Below are 15795 nucleotides of genomic sequence, written 5' to 3' on the forward strand. Positions count from 1 at the left end.
CGGTCAGGACGTGCGCAGAGCGATCAGGACGTGCGCAGGGCGGACCGGCGCAGATCCCACAGGGCGTCGTCGGAGGTGCACGCGCCCGCGGCGCCGTGGCGGAGCGCCTCGGAGACGTCCGCCTCCTCCTGGACGAAACCGGCGGCCAGGTACGGCACGCCGAGGTCGCGGGCCTCGCGCTCGATGTAGCGCAGCATGACCGCGGGCATGAGCTGGACGAGGTCCGGGTGGGACCGGCCGATGGACTGCACGCTGCGGTGCAGGTTCGACCGGTCCGTGACGAAGACCTTCTGCATGGTCAGCAGGCCCAGCCCGCCCGCGCGCTCGATGATCGCCGCGCGGGTGGAGCAGACCCCGATCGCCCCGATCCCCTTGAGGTAGGTCAGGGCGCCCGGGTCGTGCCCGAGGCCGGGCGTCGAGTCCATGTTCACGAAGACGATCTTGCGTGCGGCGACCGTCGCCGCCACCGTGGCCTCCAGCTCGCCGAGCGGGACGGACGCCAGGATGCCGAGCGGCGCCGACCGGGCGGCGAACCGCTCGGCCATGGCGACCCCGACGATCGAAGCCATGACCGGGTGCTCGGCCAGCGCGGCGAGCAGCCGCCGGTCCACGGGACGTTTCGGACGATGACCCACAAAATCACCCTATGTGCGCTCAGATGTCCTCGGAGAATCCGGGCAGGCCCAGCTTCCCCGGGTTCATGATCCCGTTCGGGTCGAGGGCTCGTTTGACCGCCGCCAGGGTGCCGAAGCCGCTGCCCAGGGAGGGCCGCACGTAGGGCGATCGGAGCAGGCCCACGCCGTGGTGGTGGCTGATCGCGGCGCCGTGCCGGATCAGCACATCGTTGGCGGCGTCCCAGGCGGCCCGGTACCACTCCCGCCGGCGGGAGCGTTCCACGTCGCCGCGCAGGGAGAAGTACAGGCAGGCCCCGTCGGTGTAGGCGTGGGACTGGTGCGCGGAGGCGCGCAGCGTCCCCGGAACGGCCTCCACCGCCGCGATCACCTCGTCGTAGAGCGCCGTGAGCGACGACCACGGCGCCGCGATCTCGCAGGTGTCCGCGACGAAGCCGGGCCCCTTGGCGAACCCGTCGCCCGACTTGCCCACGATCATCCGCTCGTCGAGCCAGCGGGCCAGGACCGCGTCCCCGTCCAGCGTCACCGGAGCGCGGGCCGCGCAGACCTCCTTCGCCACGGCCATCGTCGCGTCCACCAGCACCGGGTCGCCCTCATCGGCGATCAGCAGCAGGCTGGTGTCCGGCTCGCCGAAATGGGTGCCGCTCTCGTGCGCGTCGTACAGGCGCAGCACCGCGGGGGTCGCGCCGCGCTGGAGGATCTCGCGGCAGGCGTCCAGCCCGTCGGCGAACGTGGCGAACCCGTACGCCAGGCCCGACGCGTAAGCGGGCAGCCGGTGGGTCCGCAGCCGCAGCCGGGTGATCACGCCGAGCGTGCCCTCGGAGCCGATGAACAACTGCCGCAGGTCGGGGCCGACCGCCGCCCGGGGGTGGGTCCCGAAGCTCGCGGACGATCCGTCGGGCAGGACCACGTCCAGCCCCACGACCATGTCCTCGATCTTGCCGTACCGGGTGGAGAGCTGGCCCGCCCCGCGGCAGGCCGCCCAGCCGCCGACCGTGGAGATCGCGAACGCCGACGGCCAGTGCCCCGCGGTGGCGCCGTGGACCTCCTGGAGTTCCTGCTCGAACAGGTCGCCGAACATCCCCGCCTGCACCTCGACGATCATCGATTCGGCGTCGAAGGACAGGATCCGGTCGAGCCGGCAGACGTCGAGCACGACCCCGCCGGACACCGGCAGCGCCGCGCCGAGCACGTTGCTGCGCCCCGCCGACACCGTCAGCGGGACGCGGTGCGCGGCGCAGATCCGGACCACGGCGGCCACCTGCTCCTCGTCGGCCGCCTCGACGACCACCGCCTCGGGGGTGGCCGGGCGGCCGTCGGTCTCGCCGATGGACGTGCCCGCCCACCAGTCGCGGGTCCGCCGGACCACCTCGTCCCGGGCGGTGTGCACGGCGGCCGCGGCCGCGCGCAGCTCGGCGACGACCGCCTCGGGCACCCGGACCACGCCCTCCTGCAGGCTCGCCTCGCCGTCGCCGGGCGGGCAGTCGGCGGCCCAGCGCGGCGGCGTGGGCGCCCCCACGACGTAGTCGCCGCGGTTGAAGGGGTGGGTGATGGTCTGCCTGCTGATCAACTGAGTTCCTCCATCAGTACGGTCCGCTCCCGCTCGACGCCGGAGACGTAGTCCTCGATCTGCCGCCCGGCCTCCTCGTCGGACAGCCCCAGCTCCCGCTGCAGCAGCCGCGCGACCTCCGGGGCCGCCTTGACCGACAGGTCACGGGCGAACAGCCGCATCCGGGTGCGGCGCGACAACACGTCGTCGACGGTCCGCGCCATCTCGCACCGGGCCGCGTACACGACCTCGGCCCGCAGGTGCCCGCCGCCCTCGATGACCGGCTCGGCCAGCGAGGCGTCCTCGGCGATGAGGTCGGCGACGAAGCGGGCCTCGGTGCCGTACCGCTCGCCCAGGTGCGCGCCCAGCCCCCCGGTCGCCGAGGTGGCCTCCGCGTCGTAGCCCGCCCCGCCCAGCAGCGGAAGGCGGACGGTGCGGCAGCGCGCCTTGCGGCCGAGCTCCTTCAGCGCCTCGTCCACGACCAGCTCGCCCATGTGGCGGCTGGTGGTGAGCTTCCCGCCGGTCACGGTCACCAGCCCGTGGGCGTCGGTGGTGATCTGGTGGTCGCGGCTCATGTCGAGGGTGGCGCCCTCCTTGCCGCCGACGAGCGGCCGCAGCCCGGCGATCGACCCGACGACGTCGTCCGCGCCCAGTCCGGCGTCGAACGCGGTGTTGGCGCCGTCGAGGAGGTACTGCATCTCCTCGCGCGTGCACAGCACCTCGTCCAGCGGCCCGTCGTAGTCGGTGTCGGTGGTGCCGACCACCACCACGTCGCCCCATCGGGTGCACGTGGCGCGGCGCGCCCGGCCGGGAACGGGCACCGTCACGGTCCCGTCGATCGGCAGCCGGGTCCACGGCACCACGATGTGCACGCCCTTGGCGGGTCGGACGCGCGGCCGGTGGCCGGGATCCGACAGCGCGTCGAGCGTGTCGGACCAGACCCCCGTCGCGTTGACGACCACTCCGGCGCGCACGTCGATATCGCGGCCGTCGACATGGACGGTGGCGCCGCGCACGCGCCCGCCCTCGCGGACCAGGCCGCGGCAGGCGGCGCCGTTGAGGACGGCCGCGCCGAAGTGCGCGGCGGTCCGCGCGATGGTCAGGGTGAGACGGGCGTCGTCGGTGCGGCTGTCGTAGTAGAGCAGGCCGCCGCGGAGGCGGTCGGCGCGCAACCGGGGCGCGCGGACGAGGACCTCCGGCGCGGTGAGCCGCCGGTGGAGCCGCCCGATGCGCCAGCCGCCCGCCAGGTCATAGGTCCACAGCAGGCCCTCGAACGCCTTGGCGATGCGCGGGTCGAACACGCCGTCCTGCGTGAGCACGGGGAACACGAAGGGGAGCCGCTGCACCAGATGCGGGGCGTTGCGGCGCAGCCGCTGCCGCTCCAGCAGCGAGCGCCGCACCAGCGGAAGGTTGCCCTGCTCGATGTAGCGCAGGCCTCCGTGCACCATCTTCGAGGACTTGGAGGACGTGCCCGAGGCGAAGTCGTCCCGTTCCACGAGGGCGACCTTCAGCCCCCGGCTGACGGCGTCCAGCGCGGTGTAGGAGCCGGTGACGCCGCCGCCGACGACGAGCACGTCGAACCGCTCGGCGGCGAGCCGTTCGATCTGCGCGCCGCGGTCCAGCGCCAGCGGGGTGCGGCGGACCGCGTTCCTCGCCTCTGGCCTCGCCTTGCGTTCGGTAAGCCGGATCACGACGTCGATTCCTTCGTTGAGTGGGTGGGGACATGGCGGGCCAGCAGGTCGCGCCACGCGGCGCGGGCCTCCCGGCGGTCGCCGTCGGCGAGCGCGGGCTCGAACACCGGGGCGGTGCCGAGCCCGGCGACGGCCGAGGCGAGGTCGGGCCACAGTCCGGCGCGCACGCCGCCGAGGTAGGCGGTGCCGCGCAGGCTGGCGGTCTCATGGGCGAGGGCGCGGCGCACCGGCCGCCCGATCAGGTCGGCCTGGGCGGACATCAGGGCGTCGCTGCCGGCCAGGCCGCCGCCGCAGACGAGGTCGGTGACGGGCCGCCCCATGGCCTCCTCCACGCCTTCGAGCAGGTCGCACACCGAGTGCGCGAAACCGTCGAGGACGCCGCGGGCGAGCTCGGCCCGGGTGGTGGACAGGCTCAACCCGGCGAGGAGCCCGGTGGCCTCCGGGGCCCAGACCGGTGTGCGCAGCCCCGCCAGCGCGGGCACGAACCGCACGCGGGACGGCCCGGAGTGCTCGCGGGCCAGCTCGGCCAGGTGCCGGGGCGACTCGAACAGCCCGATCTCCTCGCAGAGCCAGCGCACCGCCGAGCCGGTCGTCGCGGCGTACCCCTCCAGGCTGAACAGCGGCACACCGCGCGAGCGCCAGGCGAGCAGGGTCAGCACGCCGGGCACCCGGTCCCGGCGGCCGGGCGGCCGGTCGCCCGCGACGGCGTCCAGGAACGTGCCCGTCCCGTGCACGCACATCGCCTGGCCGGGCCGGTGCGCGCCGAGCGCGACCATCGCCGCGTGCTGGTCGCCCATGACCGACAGGATCGGCAGCCGCACCCCCAGGACGGCCGGGTCGGTGGAGCCGAAGTCCCCGTCCTCGTCCACGACGGACGGCAGGATGTCGGGCGGGCAGCCGAGGAAGTCCGCCCACGGCCGGTACCAGGCGCCGGTCCTCAGGTCGTAGGCGCCGGCGGCGACGGCGTTCGTCGCGGACATGACGTGCCGGGCCCCGCGGGTGAGCTTCCAGACCAGCCAGGTGTCGATCGACCCGAACACCAGCCGGCCCCGCTCGTGCGCCCGCCGCGCCTCCGCGTTGCGGGCGATCTCCTCCGCCGCCCACAGCAGCGGGGCACGGGACCCGACCGGCCGGCCGGTGCACTCGGCGAGACGCTCGTCCCAGTCCGGCTCCCACTCCCGCAGCCGTCCGGCGTAGCGGCGGTCCTGCCACACGACGGCGGGACTCAGCGGCTCACCGGTCACCGCGTCCCACAGCAGCACGGTCGCGCGCTGCGTGGAGATCGACACCCCCGCGATCTCCACCCGGTCCGCGGCCGCCCGCTCCAGGGCCGTCCGGCAGACCCGGACGGTGTTCTCCCAGATCTCCGCCCCGTCCTGCTCCACGCGCAGGTGGTCGGGGGAGCGCACCGAGATCGGCAGGTACGCGGCCGGTACCGCGCCGCCGTCGTCGAGGACGACGGCGGCGCGGGTCCCGGTGGTGCCCTCGTCGATGCTCAGCACGCCGCGCCGGCGTTCTCTGATCATCTGCGAAACATTCCTCTCCTCAGCGCGTCCGGACCGGCACTGCGCTTAGACGGGCACTGCTCTTAGACGGGCACCGCGCTAAGACGGGCACCGCTCTCAGACCGGCACCGTCTCGCGGCGCTCCAGCCGGACCGGCTCCTCTTCCAGGTTCACCGCGACGCGCGTCGGGTCCCACTTGACGATCACGCAGGTGACCAGGCCGAGCAGCGGCACCGCCGACAGCACCATCAGGCTGGTTCCGACCCCGAAAGCCGCCTGGAGCTGCGGGAACACGTACAGGCCGGCGACCGAGCCGAAGCTGCCGAGCATCCCGGTCACGCCGGTGCCGAGGGTGCGGATGTCGCTGCGGTACGACAGCGCGGCGATCGACTTGCCGTTGGGGCCGGGACCCGCGGAGTGGAAGAAGATGAACAGCACCGGCAGTGTCGCGGCCAGCGCGATCGGGAGCTGCTTGAAGGTCGCCCCCATGACCAGCAGCGCCACGAACACCACGGCGTACCCGGCCGCCGAGCTGACGCGCAGCCCGAGCCGGCGGCCGAAATAGGCCGACAGGCACCCGCCGGCGATGCCGACCGCGTTGAACGCCATGGAGCCCGCGGTCGCCTTCTCGAACTCCTTGCCGAACAGCTCCAGGCTGATCACCGGCAGGTACCAGCCGACGGCGAAGTACTGCATGGACTGGGTCAGGGAGATCACCGTGGACAACACCGTCCGGGGCAGGTACGCGCCGCGGAACAGCACCCCCGCGTCCCGGATGCCGACCTGGTGGCGCGCCTCCCGGGCCTGCGGGGTGGCCAGCGGGCCCTCCTGCGCCTCTACCCCGTACAGGCGGCGCAGGTTCGCCGCGGACTCCCGCAGCCGGCCCTTGGACGCCAGCCAGGTCGGGCTCTCCACCAGGAAGGCCAGCTGGAGGAGGAACAGCGCCGTCGCGAAGACGACCGCCGAGCCCACCGACCACCGCCAGATGTCGGAGCCGACGTCGAGCTTGTAGAACAGCAGCGTGAGCGCGAGGTTGGTGGTCGTCGCCACGTACCAGGCGCCCTGCCAGAAGTTGAGCCGGCCCTTGAGCGAGGACGGGGTGTACTCGGCGAGCAGCGCCATCGCCACGGCGAAGTCGATGCCGTAGGCGACGCCCACCAGGGCCCGTCCGGCGAAGACGGTCTGGAAGTCCGAACCGACCGCGGTCAGGATCGCGCCGACCCCGAAGATGACCTTCGTCATCAGCAGGGGCCTGATCCGGCCGATCCGGGCGGCGAGCCAGCCGCCGAACGGATTGGAGACGATCGCGATGGCCGGGGCCATCGCGGTGAGCACGCTGACCTGCGTGGGCGACAGGTCCAGCTGCGCGACCATGGGGGACAGCCCCGCGCCCAGCGCCGCGTTGGAGTAGGCGTCCAGGAACAGCCCCGACAGGGCGAGGAACCAGATCCAGTTCGCCCGGCCGCGCAGGCTCGTGAGGGTGTCGATGAGGCCGGCCGCGTCCGCCGCGCTGCGGATGACCGCCGTTCTCTTGCTCGCAGGGCCGTCGTTCATGCCCGCCGCCTTTCGGGGGGTTGAAACCCTTGCCAGCGGTCCGGGAATGACAAAGGCACAGACGAAGACCACTGACAGGGGTGTCTTCGTCTGTGCCTGTCGGTTGACGGGAGGTTAGGCGGGTCCGATCCGGTGTGTCAAGCGCCACATCCCTGCCCTGCCCCGCGCGGACCGCCTGCAAAGCCGCAGGCCACGGGCCGATCCAGCGACGCGCGCCTCCGGCGATGAGTTCTCGCCGTGCCGCGGGTCCTCACTCCGGACCCGATGGTCTCCGAAGGAGAGAACCGTGAAGAACGATGTTTGGCCGATGGTGCACGCGGAGCGTGCGGCGCTGATCGACGACCTCTCGCACCTCGACGGCGAGCGGTGGGAGGAACCCTCGCTCTGCGACGGGTGGACGGTGCACGACGTGGTCGCGCACCTGGTCGACACGGCCCGCACGACCCGCCTCGGGTTCGTCCTCCGCCTCGCTCAGGCGCGGTTCGACTTCGACCGGCAGAACACGCAGGGGGTGGAGCGCGAGCGTGGCGCCTCACCCCAGGAGACGCTGGAGCGGTTCCGCCAGGTGGCCTCACGGATGTCCACCCCTCCGGGGTCGCTCGACAGCCGGCTGGTGGAAGAGGTCGTCCACGGCGAGGACATCCGCCGGCCCCTGGGCATCGTCCACGCCTACCCGCTGGAGGCCGTCGTCAGATCGCTCCGCTACCAGGCCCGCACACCGGCATCCTTCGGCGGAGCCAAAGAGTTGACGGCCCGTTTCCGCTTCACGGCGACGGACGCCGGCCTCTCGGTCGGAGACGGCCCGGAAGTGAGCGGAACCGCGCTCTCCCTGCTCCTGGCGATGTCCGGCCGCCGCGCGGCGTCGAACGATCTCTCCGGACCGGGCGCCCCCACCCTGGCCACCACCTGACGGGTCCCGGCCTTCATGATCACGACTCGGCGACGACTGCCTGAAATGCCGGTTTCATTGGGATTTCTGGTTCTACGGTTCCGCCGTGACCACGCCACCTCCCTCTGACGACGTCCCGAACGACCCGGCGCCGTCCCCCGCCTGGGCCCCGCCCGACGCCGCCGAGCCCCCGGCTCTCCCGTCCGCCCCCGCGCCCGCTCCGCCCCTGCCCGCCCCCGCACCGCGCCGGACGAACCGGTTCGCGGTCATCGCGCTGGTCACGGGGCTGCTCGGCCTGATCCCGTTCGCGGTCGGCTTCGTCATCGCCGCGCTCGTCCAGACCACCCGCCGCGACGAGAGGGGCAAGGGACTCGCCATCGGCGGACTGGCCGCCTCCCTAGCCTGGGCCGCCGCCGTCGCCCTTGCGCTCGCCTTGCTGCCCCTGGACACGAGCGGACCGTCCGCACGCAAGGACGGAAAGGTGGCGGTCACCGACATGCGCCCCGGTGAGTGCTTCGGCGAGTTCGAAGAGACCGCCACCGGTATGTACGCGCGGCGTTCGCTCTGTACCACGCGTCATCAGGGAGAGGTCGGTGCCGAGGGGCAGCTCCCGGACACCCCGTACCCAGGAGAGAAGGAGATGACCGACCGGGCGCGGACCGTTTGCCGTGAGCGGACCGAGTTTCTGGATAGAAGCCGGTACGGCCCCGATCTGACGCTCTATGTCGCGCCCCCGGATCAGGAAGCGTGGGCCGACGGAAAGCGGGTCGCGACATGCGTCATGGTCTACAAGGGGTCAGGGCTGCTGCCGGCCCCTCTCCACCAGACCATGGAAACGACAACTCGATACACCCCCGAACTGGCGCCGGGTGACTGCATCAAGAAGTGGGACGCCCACGGCGACCAGCCCCTCATCGCCTGTACTGAGGAACATGAATTCGAGGTGCTCGGCGTCTACACGCTGCAGGGCGACGACTACCCGGGGGACGAACGGATGGAGAAGGGGGTGCTCGAACGCTGCGGCAAGATCTTCCGCAAGGCTTGGGGGGCGAAACCGCCCGCCGATGTCCTCGACTCCACTGACATCAACTTCATCGCCCCCGACGGGACGAACTGGGAAGCCGGAGAGCGATTGGTCTTCTGCCTGATCGAGGGCCGTCACGGACCTCTGAAGCGCTCAGTGGTCCCGCACTGACCCCGCCTCGGCGGCCGCCTGGCGTTTGCGGCCTATGCCGCCGTACATGTGGACGTGGGCGTCCGGGTCTTCGGACGCCTCGCGGTCGGGGTGCCAGTGGTTGACGAGCACGATGCCCGGATCGAGGATCTCCAGGCCGTGGAAGAAGCGCTCCACCTCGGGCTTCGTGCGCGCCACCAGCGGGATGCCGTTGGCGTTGTAGGCGGCGACGCCCGCGGCCACCTCGTCCGGGGCGCTGTCGGCGGTGCAGGTCGACACGGCCAGCATGCTGCCCGGGGCCAGCGGCTCCATGAGGCGGTCGATGATCCGCTGCACCTCGGCGTCGTCCGGGATGAAGTGCACGATCGCGATCAGGCTCAGCGCCACGGGCCGGCTCAGGTCGAGGGTGTCGCGCAGGTGGCCGGAGCCCAGGATCGCGTCGGGGTCGAGGAAGTCGGCGTCCAGGTAGGTGGTGCGGCCTTCCGGCGTGCTCGTGAGAAGGGCGCGGGCGTGCACCAGAACGATCGGGTCGTTGTCGACGTAGACGATTCGCGAGTCCGGCGCGACGGACTGGGCCACCTCGTGCAGGTTGGGCGCGGTGGGCAGCCCGGTGCCGATGTCCAGGAACTGCCGGATGCCGAACTCGGCGGTGAGCCGACGGGCCATTCGCGCCATGAAATTCCGGTTGGCCCGCATGGACCTCGGCAGGTGGGGCCAGTCGGCGACGATGTTCGTCGCGGCCTCACGGTCCGCCGGATAGTTGTCCTTGCCACCGAGAATGTAGTCGTAGACCCGGGCGGAATGGGGGATCTCGGTATTCAGGTCCACCTGGTCCTCGGTCATTTCCGGCCCCTCGATCGTCATGACTGCCGCCCAAGATCACTCTAGGGGCGGCACCGTCGCGCGTCGTGTGGATCACTCATATCAGCGAGCCGTCTCCGTGTCACGGCGGGCGGGGAGCCCCGGCTGTGGAACGGTCCCCGAGGCGCGCGTTCGGACGCATCCGCCTCGGCCGCGGGATCCGCTCATCGTGGGCGCGGGGTCGCGGCCGCATGAGCGCGTGCCCTTATGGCGCGGCCCAGTGCACTCGCGGCGAATTGGTCTGAGGGCGAGGAGCGGGTGGGTCGGTGTCGGCTGCCTGCTACTGGCAACGGCCTGGGGTGTGGATTCAAAGCACTTCGTCATTGCAGGCGAGGTCGTTTATGGTCACGCCTGGAATGCTCTCTCTTTGACTTCCTGACCGCTCGACATCTTCTTCTCGCTAATGCCGTGGGGTACGAAAAGGTGCCTGCGTCGACTCGGTGCCTCGACCGTGCCCTGTGCGCCACCCTGGATGCTCTCAGCAGGTCAGAGCCGATGATCGTCGTCATGGCGAGCGGGGCGCCCTCGGTCGCATAACCGGCGTGGCTGGCTCATCTGGCGAGTTGTGCAGCCCGGACATGTGGCGCAAATGACTCACATCGAACCCCTTTCGGGGGTGGGGTGTCTTGATGGCGCGCTCGGTCCGGATTTCAGAAGAACTGTGCTCCGAGGATCTCGCAACAATCTACCTATGGCCTGCCATTGATCGTTCGCTATTGGCTATAAAGAAGAGAGTCCGCGCGGTTCCCTGAAAGGAGCGAGCCCGGATCGAGCGCACGTGCTTCCCCTGGGCGGGAGGGCCCCGACACGACGCTCGACATCGATCTCCAGAGGCGTACCGGCCACCCTCGGCTGCCGAGCAGGGCGAGGGAGGCCGCCGCCAGCCAGGAAGGACGAAACCCCCTATGGCCCGCACCCCCATGCCCTTCGCGACGCACGCCTTCGAGGTGCGCGACGCGCCCGCCCGCGACCGGACGCGGGCCGGGTCGGCCGCTCCGCCCGTTCACGCCGGTCCGGCACCGGCCGCCAAGCGGGGCGAGGGAACGTGAACGCGCTCGAAGCCGTCAAGGTCGGCGCCCGCGAGGTCGAACCGAACCACCGGCTCGGCGGCAGCATCCGCATGCTCCTGTCGCCCGGCACGGCCCGGACGACGGCGGGCCTCATGGCGCTGCTCGAACTCCAGCCGGGGGAGCGCGTCAGCGAGCATTACCACCCGTACACGGATGAGCACGTCTACGTCTCCGAGGGGTGGCTGGTTCTCGCCGTCAACGGTGTCGAGCAGGTCGTGGACGCCAGGGAAGCGGTGCTGATCCGTCGCGGCGCCCGGCACGGCTACGAGAACCGGAGCGACCGGCCGGCGACGGCCGTGCTGTTTCTCGGGCCGCTGGCCCCGAGCCCCGACATGGGACATGTGGAGACCGCCGAGCCGGCCGGCGACGGGCCGCCGCCGGCGGTGGACATGCCTCCGTCCGCCGCCGTGGGCACGCGGGAGCCGGCATGAGCGGGGGGCCGGCCCGCCCCGTGGCGATCACCGGGATCGGGGTCCTGACGCCGGGCGCCCCGGGCGCGGGCGGCTTCTGGGAGACCGTCACCGGCGGCAAGCCCACCTTCCGCAGGATCACCGTGTTCGATCCGGGGCCGTACCGGTCCCAGATGGCGGCGGAGATCGACTTCGACGCCGGAAGGCACGGGCTGACGCCCCGGCAGCGGCGCCGGATGGACCGCGCCGCCCAGTTCGCCCTCGTCACCGCCCGGGAGGCCCTGGCCGCCTGCGGCCTGCGGTCCGGCGACCTCGACCCGGCCCGCACCGGCGTGGTCGTCGGCAGCGCGGTCGGCTGCACCGTCTCGCTCGAACGCGAGTACAGCGTGGTCAGCGACAGCGGCCGCCTCCCGGTGGTCGATCCGTCCTACGGCTCGCCGCACCTGCCCGACTACCTCGTCCCGGCGTCCCTGGTCCGCGAGGTCGCCTGGGACGTCGGCGCCGAGGGGCCCGCCTGCGTGGTGTCGACCGGCTGCACCTCCGGACTGGACGCCGTCGCGCACGGTGTGGAGATCATCCGCGACGGCGCCGCGGACGTGGTGCTGGCGGGGGCGTGCGAGGCCCCCATCTCCCCGATCACGGTGGCCTGCTTCGACGCGATCCGGGCGACGTCCCCGGACAACGACGACCCCGAACGGGCCTGCCGACCGTTCGACGCCACCCGGGCGGGGTTCGTGCTCGGCGAGGGCGCGGCGATGCTGGTGCTGGAGGACGCCGCGGCGGCCCGTGCGCGGGGGGCGCACGTGCACGCGGAGATCCGCGGGTTCGCGTCCCGGAGCAACGCCTACCACATGACCGGGCTGCGGCCCGACGGGGCCGAGATGGCGGCGGCGATCAGAACGGCGCTGGACGAGGCGCGCGTCCCCGCGGAGGGCGTCGACTACGTCAACGCGCACGGGTCCGGCACCAGGCAGAACGACCGGCACGAGACGGCCGCCTTCAAACTCGCGCTCGGTCCCGAGCACGCCTACCGGCTCCCGGTCAGCTCCATCAAGTCGGTGGTGGGGCACTCGCTGGGCGCGATCGGCGCGATCGAGGTGGCGGCGAGCGCGCTGGCGATCGAGCACGACCTCGTCCCGCCCACCGCGAACCTCCGGCATCGCGATCCCGAATGCGACCTGGACTACGTTCCGGTGACGGCGCGCGAGCAGCGGGTCGACACGGTGCTCACGGTCGGCAGCGGGTTCGGCGGTTTCCAGAGCGCGATGGTGCTCAGCGCCCCGGGACGGTGGCCGGGATGACCGGCGCCGCGGCGGCCGCCGAGGACGACCGGGCGGTCATCACCGGGATCGGCGTGGTGTCGCCGAGCGGCCTCGGCGCCGAGCGGCACTGGGAGGCGACGCTGACCGGCCGCATCGCGATCGGGCCCATCACCCGGTTCGACCCGAGCGGCTACCCGGCCCGGCTCGCCGGCGAGGTCCCCGGATTCGTCCCGCGCGACCACCTCCCGGGACGGCTGCTGCCGCAGACCGACCGCCTCACCCAGCTGGCGCTGACCGCCGCCGAATGGGCGATCACCGATGCCGGGCTGTCGCCGTCCCCCGAGGAGTCGCTGCGGTACGGCGTCGTGCTGGCCAACTCCGCCGGCGGGTTCGAGTTCGGCGAGAACGAGCTCCGCAAGCTGTGGTCGATGGGGCCGAAGAAGGTGAGCGCGTACCAGTCGTACGCCTGGTTCTACGCGGTCAACACCGGTCAGATCTCCATCCGGCACGGGCTGCGCGGCCCCTGCGGCGTCCTGGTCAGCGGCCAGGCCGGGGGGCTGGACGCGATCGGGCAGGCGTGCCGTGTGCTGCGCAAGGGCGCCGACGGCGTGCTGACCGGGGGGTTCGAGGCCCCGGTCTGCTCGTGGGGGGTGACCGCGATGTCGGCCGGCCGCGACGCGCCGACCGCTCCGCAGCTGTCCGCCGGCGACGACCCGGCGACCGCCTACCGCCCCTTCGCCGCCGACGCCTCCGGGCACGTGCTCGCCGAGGGCGGCGCGATCCTCGTCCTGGAACGCGAGGGCCGTGCCCGCGCCCGCGGCGCCCGCCACCGGTACGGACGGGTCGCCGGATACGCCGCGACGATGGACCCGCCGCCCGGATCGAGCCGCCCGGCGACGCTGCGCAACGCCGCCGCGCTCGCGCTCGCCGACGCCGGCCTCGCCCCCGAGCGGATCGACGTGGTGTTCGCGGACGCCGCGGGCGGCACGATGCGCGACCGTGCCGAGGCCGAGGCGCTCACCGGGCTGTTCGGCGCCGGCGGTGTGCCGGTGACCGCGCCCAAGGCGATGACCGGACGCATGTCGGCGGGCGGCGCCGCCGTCGACGTCGCGACCTGCCTGCTGGCCATGCGCGACGGGATGATCCCGCCGACCGCCGACGTCCGTCCCGATCCGTCCTACGGACTCGACCTGGTCACCGGGCGCCCCCGGCCCGCCCGCATCGACCACGCGCTGATCCTGGCGCGCGGCGAGGGCGGGTTCAACAGCGCTCTCGTCCTGGCCGCCTGCCCGCGCGAAACCCCACCGGCGGCCGAACCACGCGATGAACGAGCCACCCGCGCCCTTCCCGGAACCTGACCCCTGGAGCTGACATGGCCCAAGACGGACCGATAACCCTGACCGATCTGGTGACCGTCCTGCGCGCGTGCGCGGGCGAGGACGACGGCGTCGATCTCGGCGGCGACATCGCCGACCGCGCGTTCACCGACCTCGGCTACGACTCCGTCGCGATGATGGAGGTCTCCGCGCGGATGGCCGAGCGCTTCGGCCTGGAACTCGACGAGGACCGGCTGTTCGACCTCGCGACCCCCGCCGAGATGCTCCGCTGCCTCAATCAGGCCGCGGCCGGGGACGGGGAGGCCCGGCGATGACCGCGCGCACCGACAACCAGATCCTGGTGGACGCGCCCATGGAGCTGGTGTGGGAGCACACCAACGACGTGGCCGGGTGGCCGGACCTGTTCACCGAGTACGCCGCAGTGGAGATCGTCGAGAGGGACGGCCCCTCGGTGGTGTTCCGGCTCACCACCCACCCGGACGAGCAGGGCAACGTCTGGTCGTGGGTGTCGCGGCGCGTCCCCGACCCCGAGACCCGCACCGTCCGCGCCCACCGGGTGGAGACCGGGCCGTTCGCGTTCATGAACATCTGCTGGGAGTACCGCGAGCAGGCGGCGGGCGTGCTGATGCGGTGGACGCAGGAGTTCGCGATGAAGCCGGACTCTCCGATCGGCGAGGGCGCGATGCGCGACCGCATCAACCGCGGCACCGTCGAGCAGATGGCGCACATCAAGGCGGTCCTGGAGGAACGCGCGCGCAAGGCCTCCGGCGATGACGGCCCCGACGGGTACGGGCCCGGCGACCTCCACGCGCGGCGCCTGCTGTACCTGACGTGCGGGATGCGGCTGGCCGCGGTGGTGAGCACCCTGGCCGAACTGGGCGTGGCGGATCTGACCGCGTCCGGGCCGCGCTCCGTCACCGAGCTGGCCGAGGCCACCGGCGCCGTGCCGGACGCGCTCTACCGCCTGCTGCGCTGCGCCGCCTCCGTCGGGATTCTGGAGGAACGGCCGGACGGGCGGTTCGCCGGCACCCCGGTGGGCGACGCCCTCCGCGCCGACGACCCCTACAGCCTGCTGCCTCTGGTCCTGCACAGCGCACGGCCGTTCGTGACGAAGCCGTTCGGCGCGCTGGCGCACAGCATCCGCACCGGCGAGCCGGCGACGGTCCCGACGCTGGGCACCGACATCTGGCGCTACTTCGAGGAGAACCCCGAGGACGGCGACCGCTTCGACCACACCATGACCACGCTGGGCCGCTGGGAGACCGATCGGCACCTGGACGTCGTCGGGCCCGAGCGGTTCGGCCGGATCGCCGACATCGGCGGCGGGCAGGGCCACTTCCTCGCGGCGGCGCTGCGGCGTGCCCCGGACGCGGCGGGCGTGCTGTTCGAACGTCCGTCCGCCGTCAAGGCCGCGGCTGAGGTGCTCGACGCCGAGGGGGTCGCCGAGCGCGTCACCCGCATCGCCGGCGACTTCCTCACCGACCCGCTGCCGGACGACTGCGACGCCTACGTGCTCAAGGCCGTCCTGCACAACTGGCCGGACGAGCGGGCCGCCGAGCTGCTGACCGCCGTCCGCGAGGCGATCGGAGAGCGCCGCGACGCGCGGCTGTTCATCGTCGAGCACGTTGTGGCGGAGGGGAACCGTTGGGACCACGCCAAGTTCCTCGACCTCGACATGCTCGTGCTGTTCGGCGGCCGGGAGCGGACGCCGGGGGAGTGGCGGCGGCTGCTCGCGCGGTGCGGTTTCGCGCTGGTCGGCCGCCCCCGGGAGGGGCACTGGACCGTTCTGGAATGCCGCCCCATGGAGGCCGCGTGACCGGGCGCCGGTGACCCGGGCCCGCCGATCCCGATGTCAAGGAGG

Annotated in this window: 14 protein-coding genes; 8 read left to right on the forward strand and 6 right to left on the reverse strand. The window is 72.7% G+C overall.

The window, feature by feature from the left end; translation table 11 throughout:
* Positions 1–23: 23 nt before the first annotated feature.
* From AB0C84_RS27750 to AB0C84_RS27770, 5 genes are all read right to left on the reverse strand, one after another.
* Positions 24–635 (reverse strand): glycerol-3-phosphate responsive antiterminator, encoded by a 612-nt coding sequence (locus AB0C84_RS27750; protein ID WP_218905107.1) that lies wholly within the window; start codon positions 633–635, stop codon positions 24–26.
* Between the two features lie 19 nt (positions 636–654).
* Positions 655–2202 (reverse strand): FAD-binding oxidoreductase, encoded by a 1548-nt coding sequence (locus AB0C84_RS27755; protein WP_361072043.1) that lies wholly within the window; start codon positions 2200–2202, stop codon positions 655–657.
* Entirely contained in the window at positions 2199–3872 is a 1674-nt protein-coding gene (locus tag AB0C84_RS27760; protein WP_361072046.1) for a glycerol-3-phosphate dehydrogenase/oxidase, read from the reverse strand. The genes AB0C84_RS27755 and AB0C84_RS27760 overlap by 4 nt, the downstream gene beginning before the upstream one ends.
* A complete protein-coding gene (locus AB0C84_RS27765) occupies positions 3869–5398 on the reverse strand; it encodes an FGGY family carbohydrate kinase (RefSeq protein WP_361072049.1) in 1530 nt (509 codons plus the stop codon). The genes AB0C84_RS27760 and AB0C84_RS27765 overlap by 4 nt, the downstream gene beginning before the upstream one ends.
* 96 nt (positions 5399–5494) lie before the next feature.
* On the reverse strand, positions 5495–6931 hold the full coding sequence (locus AB0C84_RS27770; RefSeq protein WP_361072052.1) for an MFS transporter: 1437 nt from the start codon (positions 6929–6931) through the stop codon (positions 5495–5497).
* 286 nt (positions 6932–7217) lie between these two features.
* Between AB0C84_RS27770 and AB0C84_RS27775 the strand changes: the two genes are divergently transcribed.
* Both AB0C84_RS27775 and AB0C84_RS27780 read left to right on the forward strand, forming a co-directional pair.
* The gene (locus tag AB0C84_RS27775; protein ID WP_361072055.1) at positions 7218–7841 is read left to right on the forward strand and encodes a maleylpyruvate isomerase family mycothiol-dependent enzyme; all 624 of its coding nucleotides are present in this window, start codon (positions 7218–7220) and stop codon (positions 7839–7841) included.
* 85 nt (positions 7842–7926) lie between these two features.
* Complete coding sequence (locus AB0C84_RS27780) at positions 7927–9015, forward strand: septum formation family protein (RefSeq protein WP_361072059.1); 1089 nt, start codon at positions 7927–7929, stop codon at positions 9013–9015.
* Here the strand turns inward: AB0C84_RS27780 and AB0C84_RS27785 are convergent.
* Positions 8998–9837, reverse strand: a complete 840-nt coding sequence (locus AB0C84_RS27785) for an SAM-dependent methyltransferase (protein ID WP_361072062.1) — start codon at positions 9835–9837, stop codon at positions 8998–9000. The two genes, AB0C84_RS27780 and AB0C84_RS27785, sit on opposite strands and share 18 nt — an antisense overlap.
* A 923-nt stretch (positions 9838–10760) precedes the next feature.
* On the opposite strand from AB0C84_RS27785, the gene AB0C84_RS27790 reads away from it, so the two are divergent.
* The 6 genes from AB0C84_RS27790 to AB0C84_RS27815 are packed head-to-tail and all read left to right on the forward strand — an operon-like array spanning position 10761 to position 15750.
* A complete protein-coding gene (locus AB0C84_RS27790; protein WP_258941703.1) occupies positions 10761–10904 on the forward strand; it encodes a hypothetical protein in 144 nt (47 codons plus the stop codon).
* Complete coding sequence (locus tag AB0C84_RS27795) at positions 10901–11356, forward strand: cupin domain-containing protein (protein WP_361072066.1); 456 nt, start codon at positions 10901–10903, stop codon at positions 11354–11356. Before AB0C84_RS27790 ends, AB0C84_RS27795 begins: the two co-directional genes overlap by 4 nt.
* Complete coding sequence (locus AB0C84_RS27800) at positions 11353–12636, forward strand: beta-ketoacyl-[acyl-carrier-protein] synthase family protein (protein WP_361072069.1); 1284 nt, start codon at positions 11353–11355, stop codon at positions 12634–12636. The genes AB0C84_RS27795 and AB0C84_RS27800 overlap by 4 nt, the downstream gene beginning before the upstream one ends.
* A complete protein-coding gene (locus AB0C84_RS27805) occupies positions 12633–13955 on the forward strand; it encodes a ketosynthase chain-length factor (protein WP_361072072.1) in 1323 nt (440 codons plus the stop codon). The genes AB0C84_RS27800 and AB0C84_RS27805 overlap by 4 nt, the downstream gene beginning before the upstream one ends.
* Positions 13956–13969: 14 nt before the next feature.
* A complete protein-coding gene (locus AB0C84_RS27810; protein ID WP_179842458.1) occupies positions 13970–14248 on the forward strand; it encodes an acyl carrier protein in 279 nt (92 codons plus the stop codon).
* A complete protein-coding gene (locus tag AB0C84_RS27815; RefSeq protein WP_361072075.1) occupies positions 14245–15750 on the forward strand; it encodes a methyltransferase in 1506 nt (501 codons plus the stop codon). The genes AB0C84_RS27810 and AB0C84_RS27815 overlap by 4 nt, the downstream gene beginning before the upstream one ends.
* The last annotated feature ends 45 nt before the right edge of the window (positions 15751–15795 follow it).

Source organism: Actinomadura sp. NPDC048955 (assembly GCF_040649435.1).
In the GTDB taxonomy this organism is placed as follows: Bacteria; Actinomycetota; Actinomycetes; order Streptosporangiales; family Streptosporangiaceae; genus Spirillospora; species Spirillospora luteofluorescens.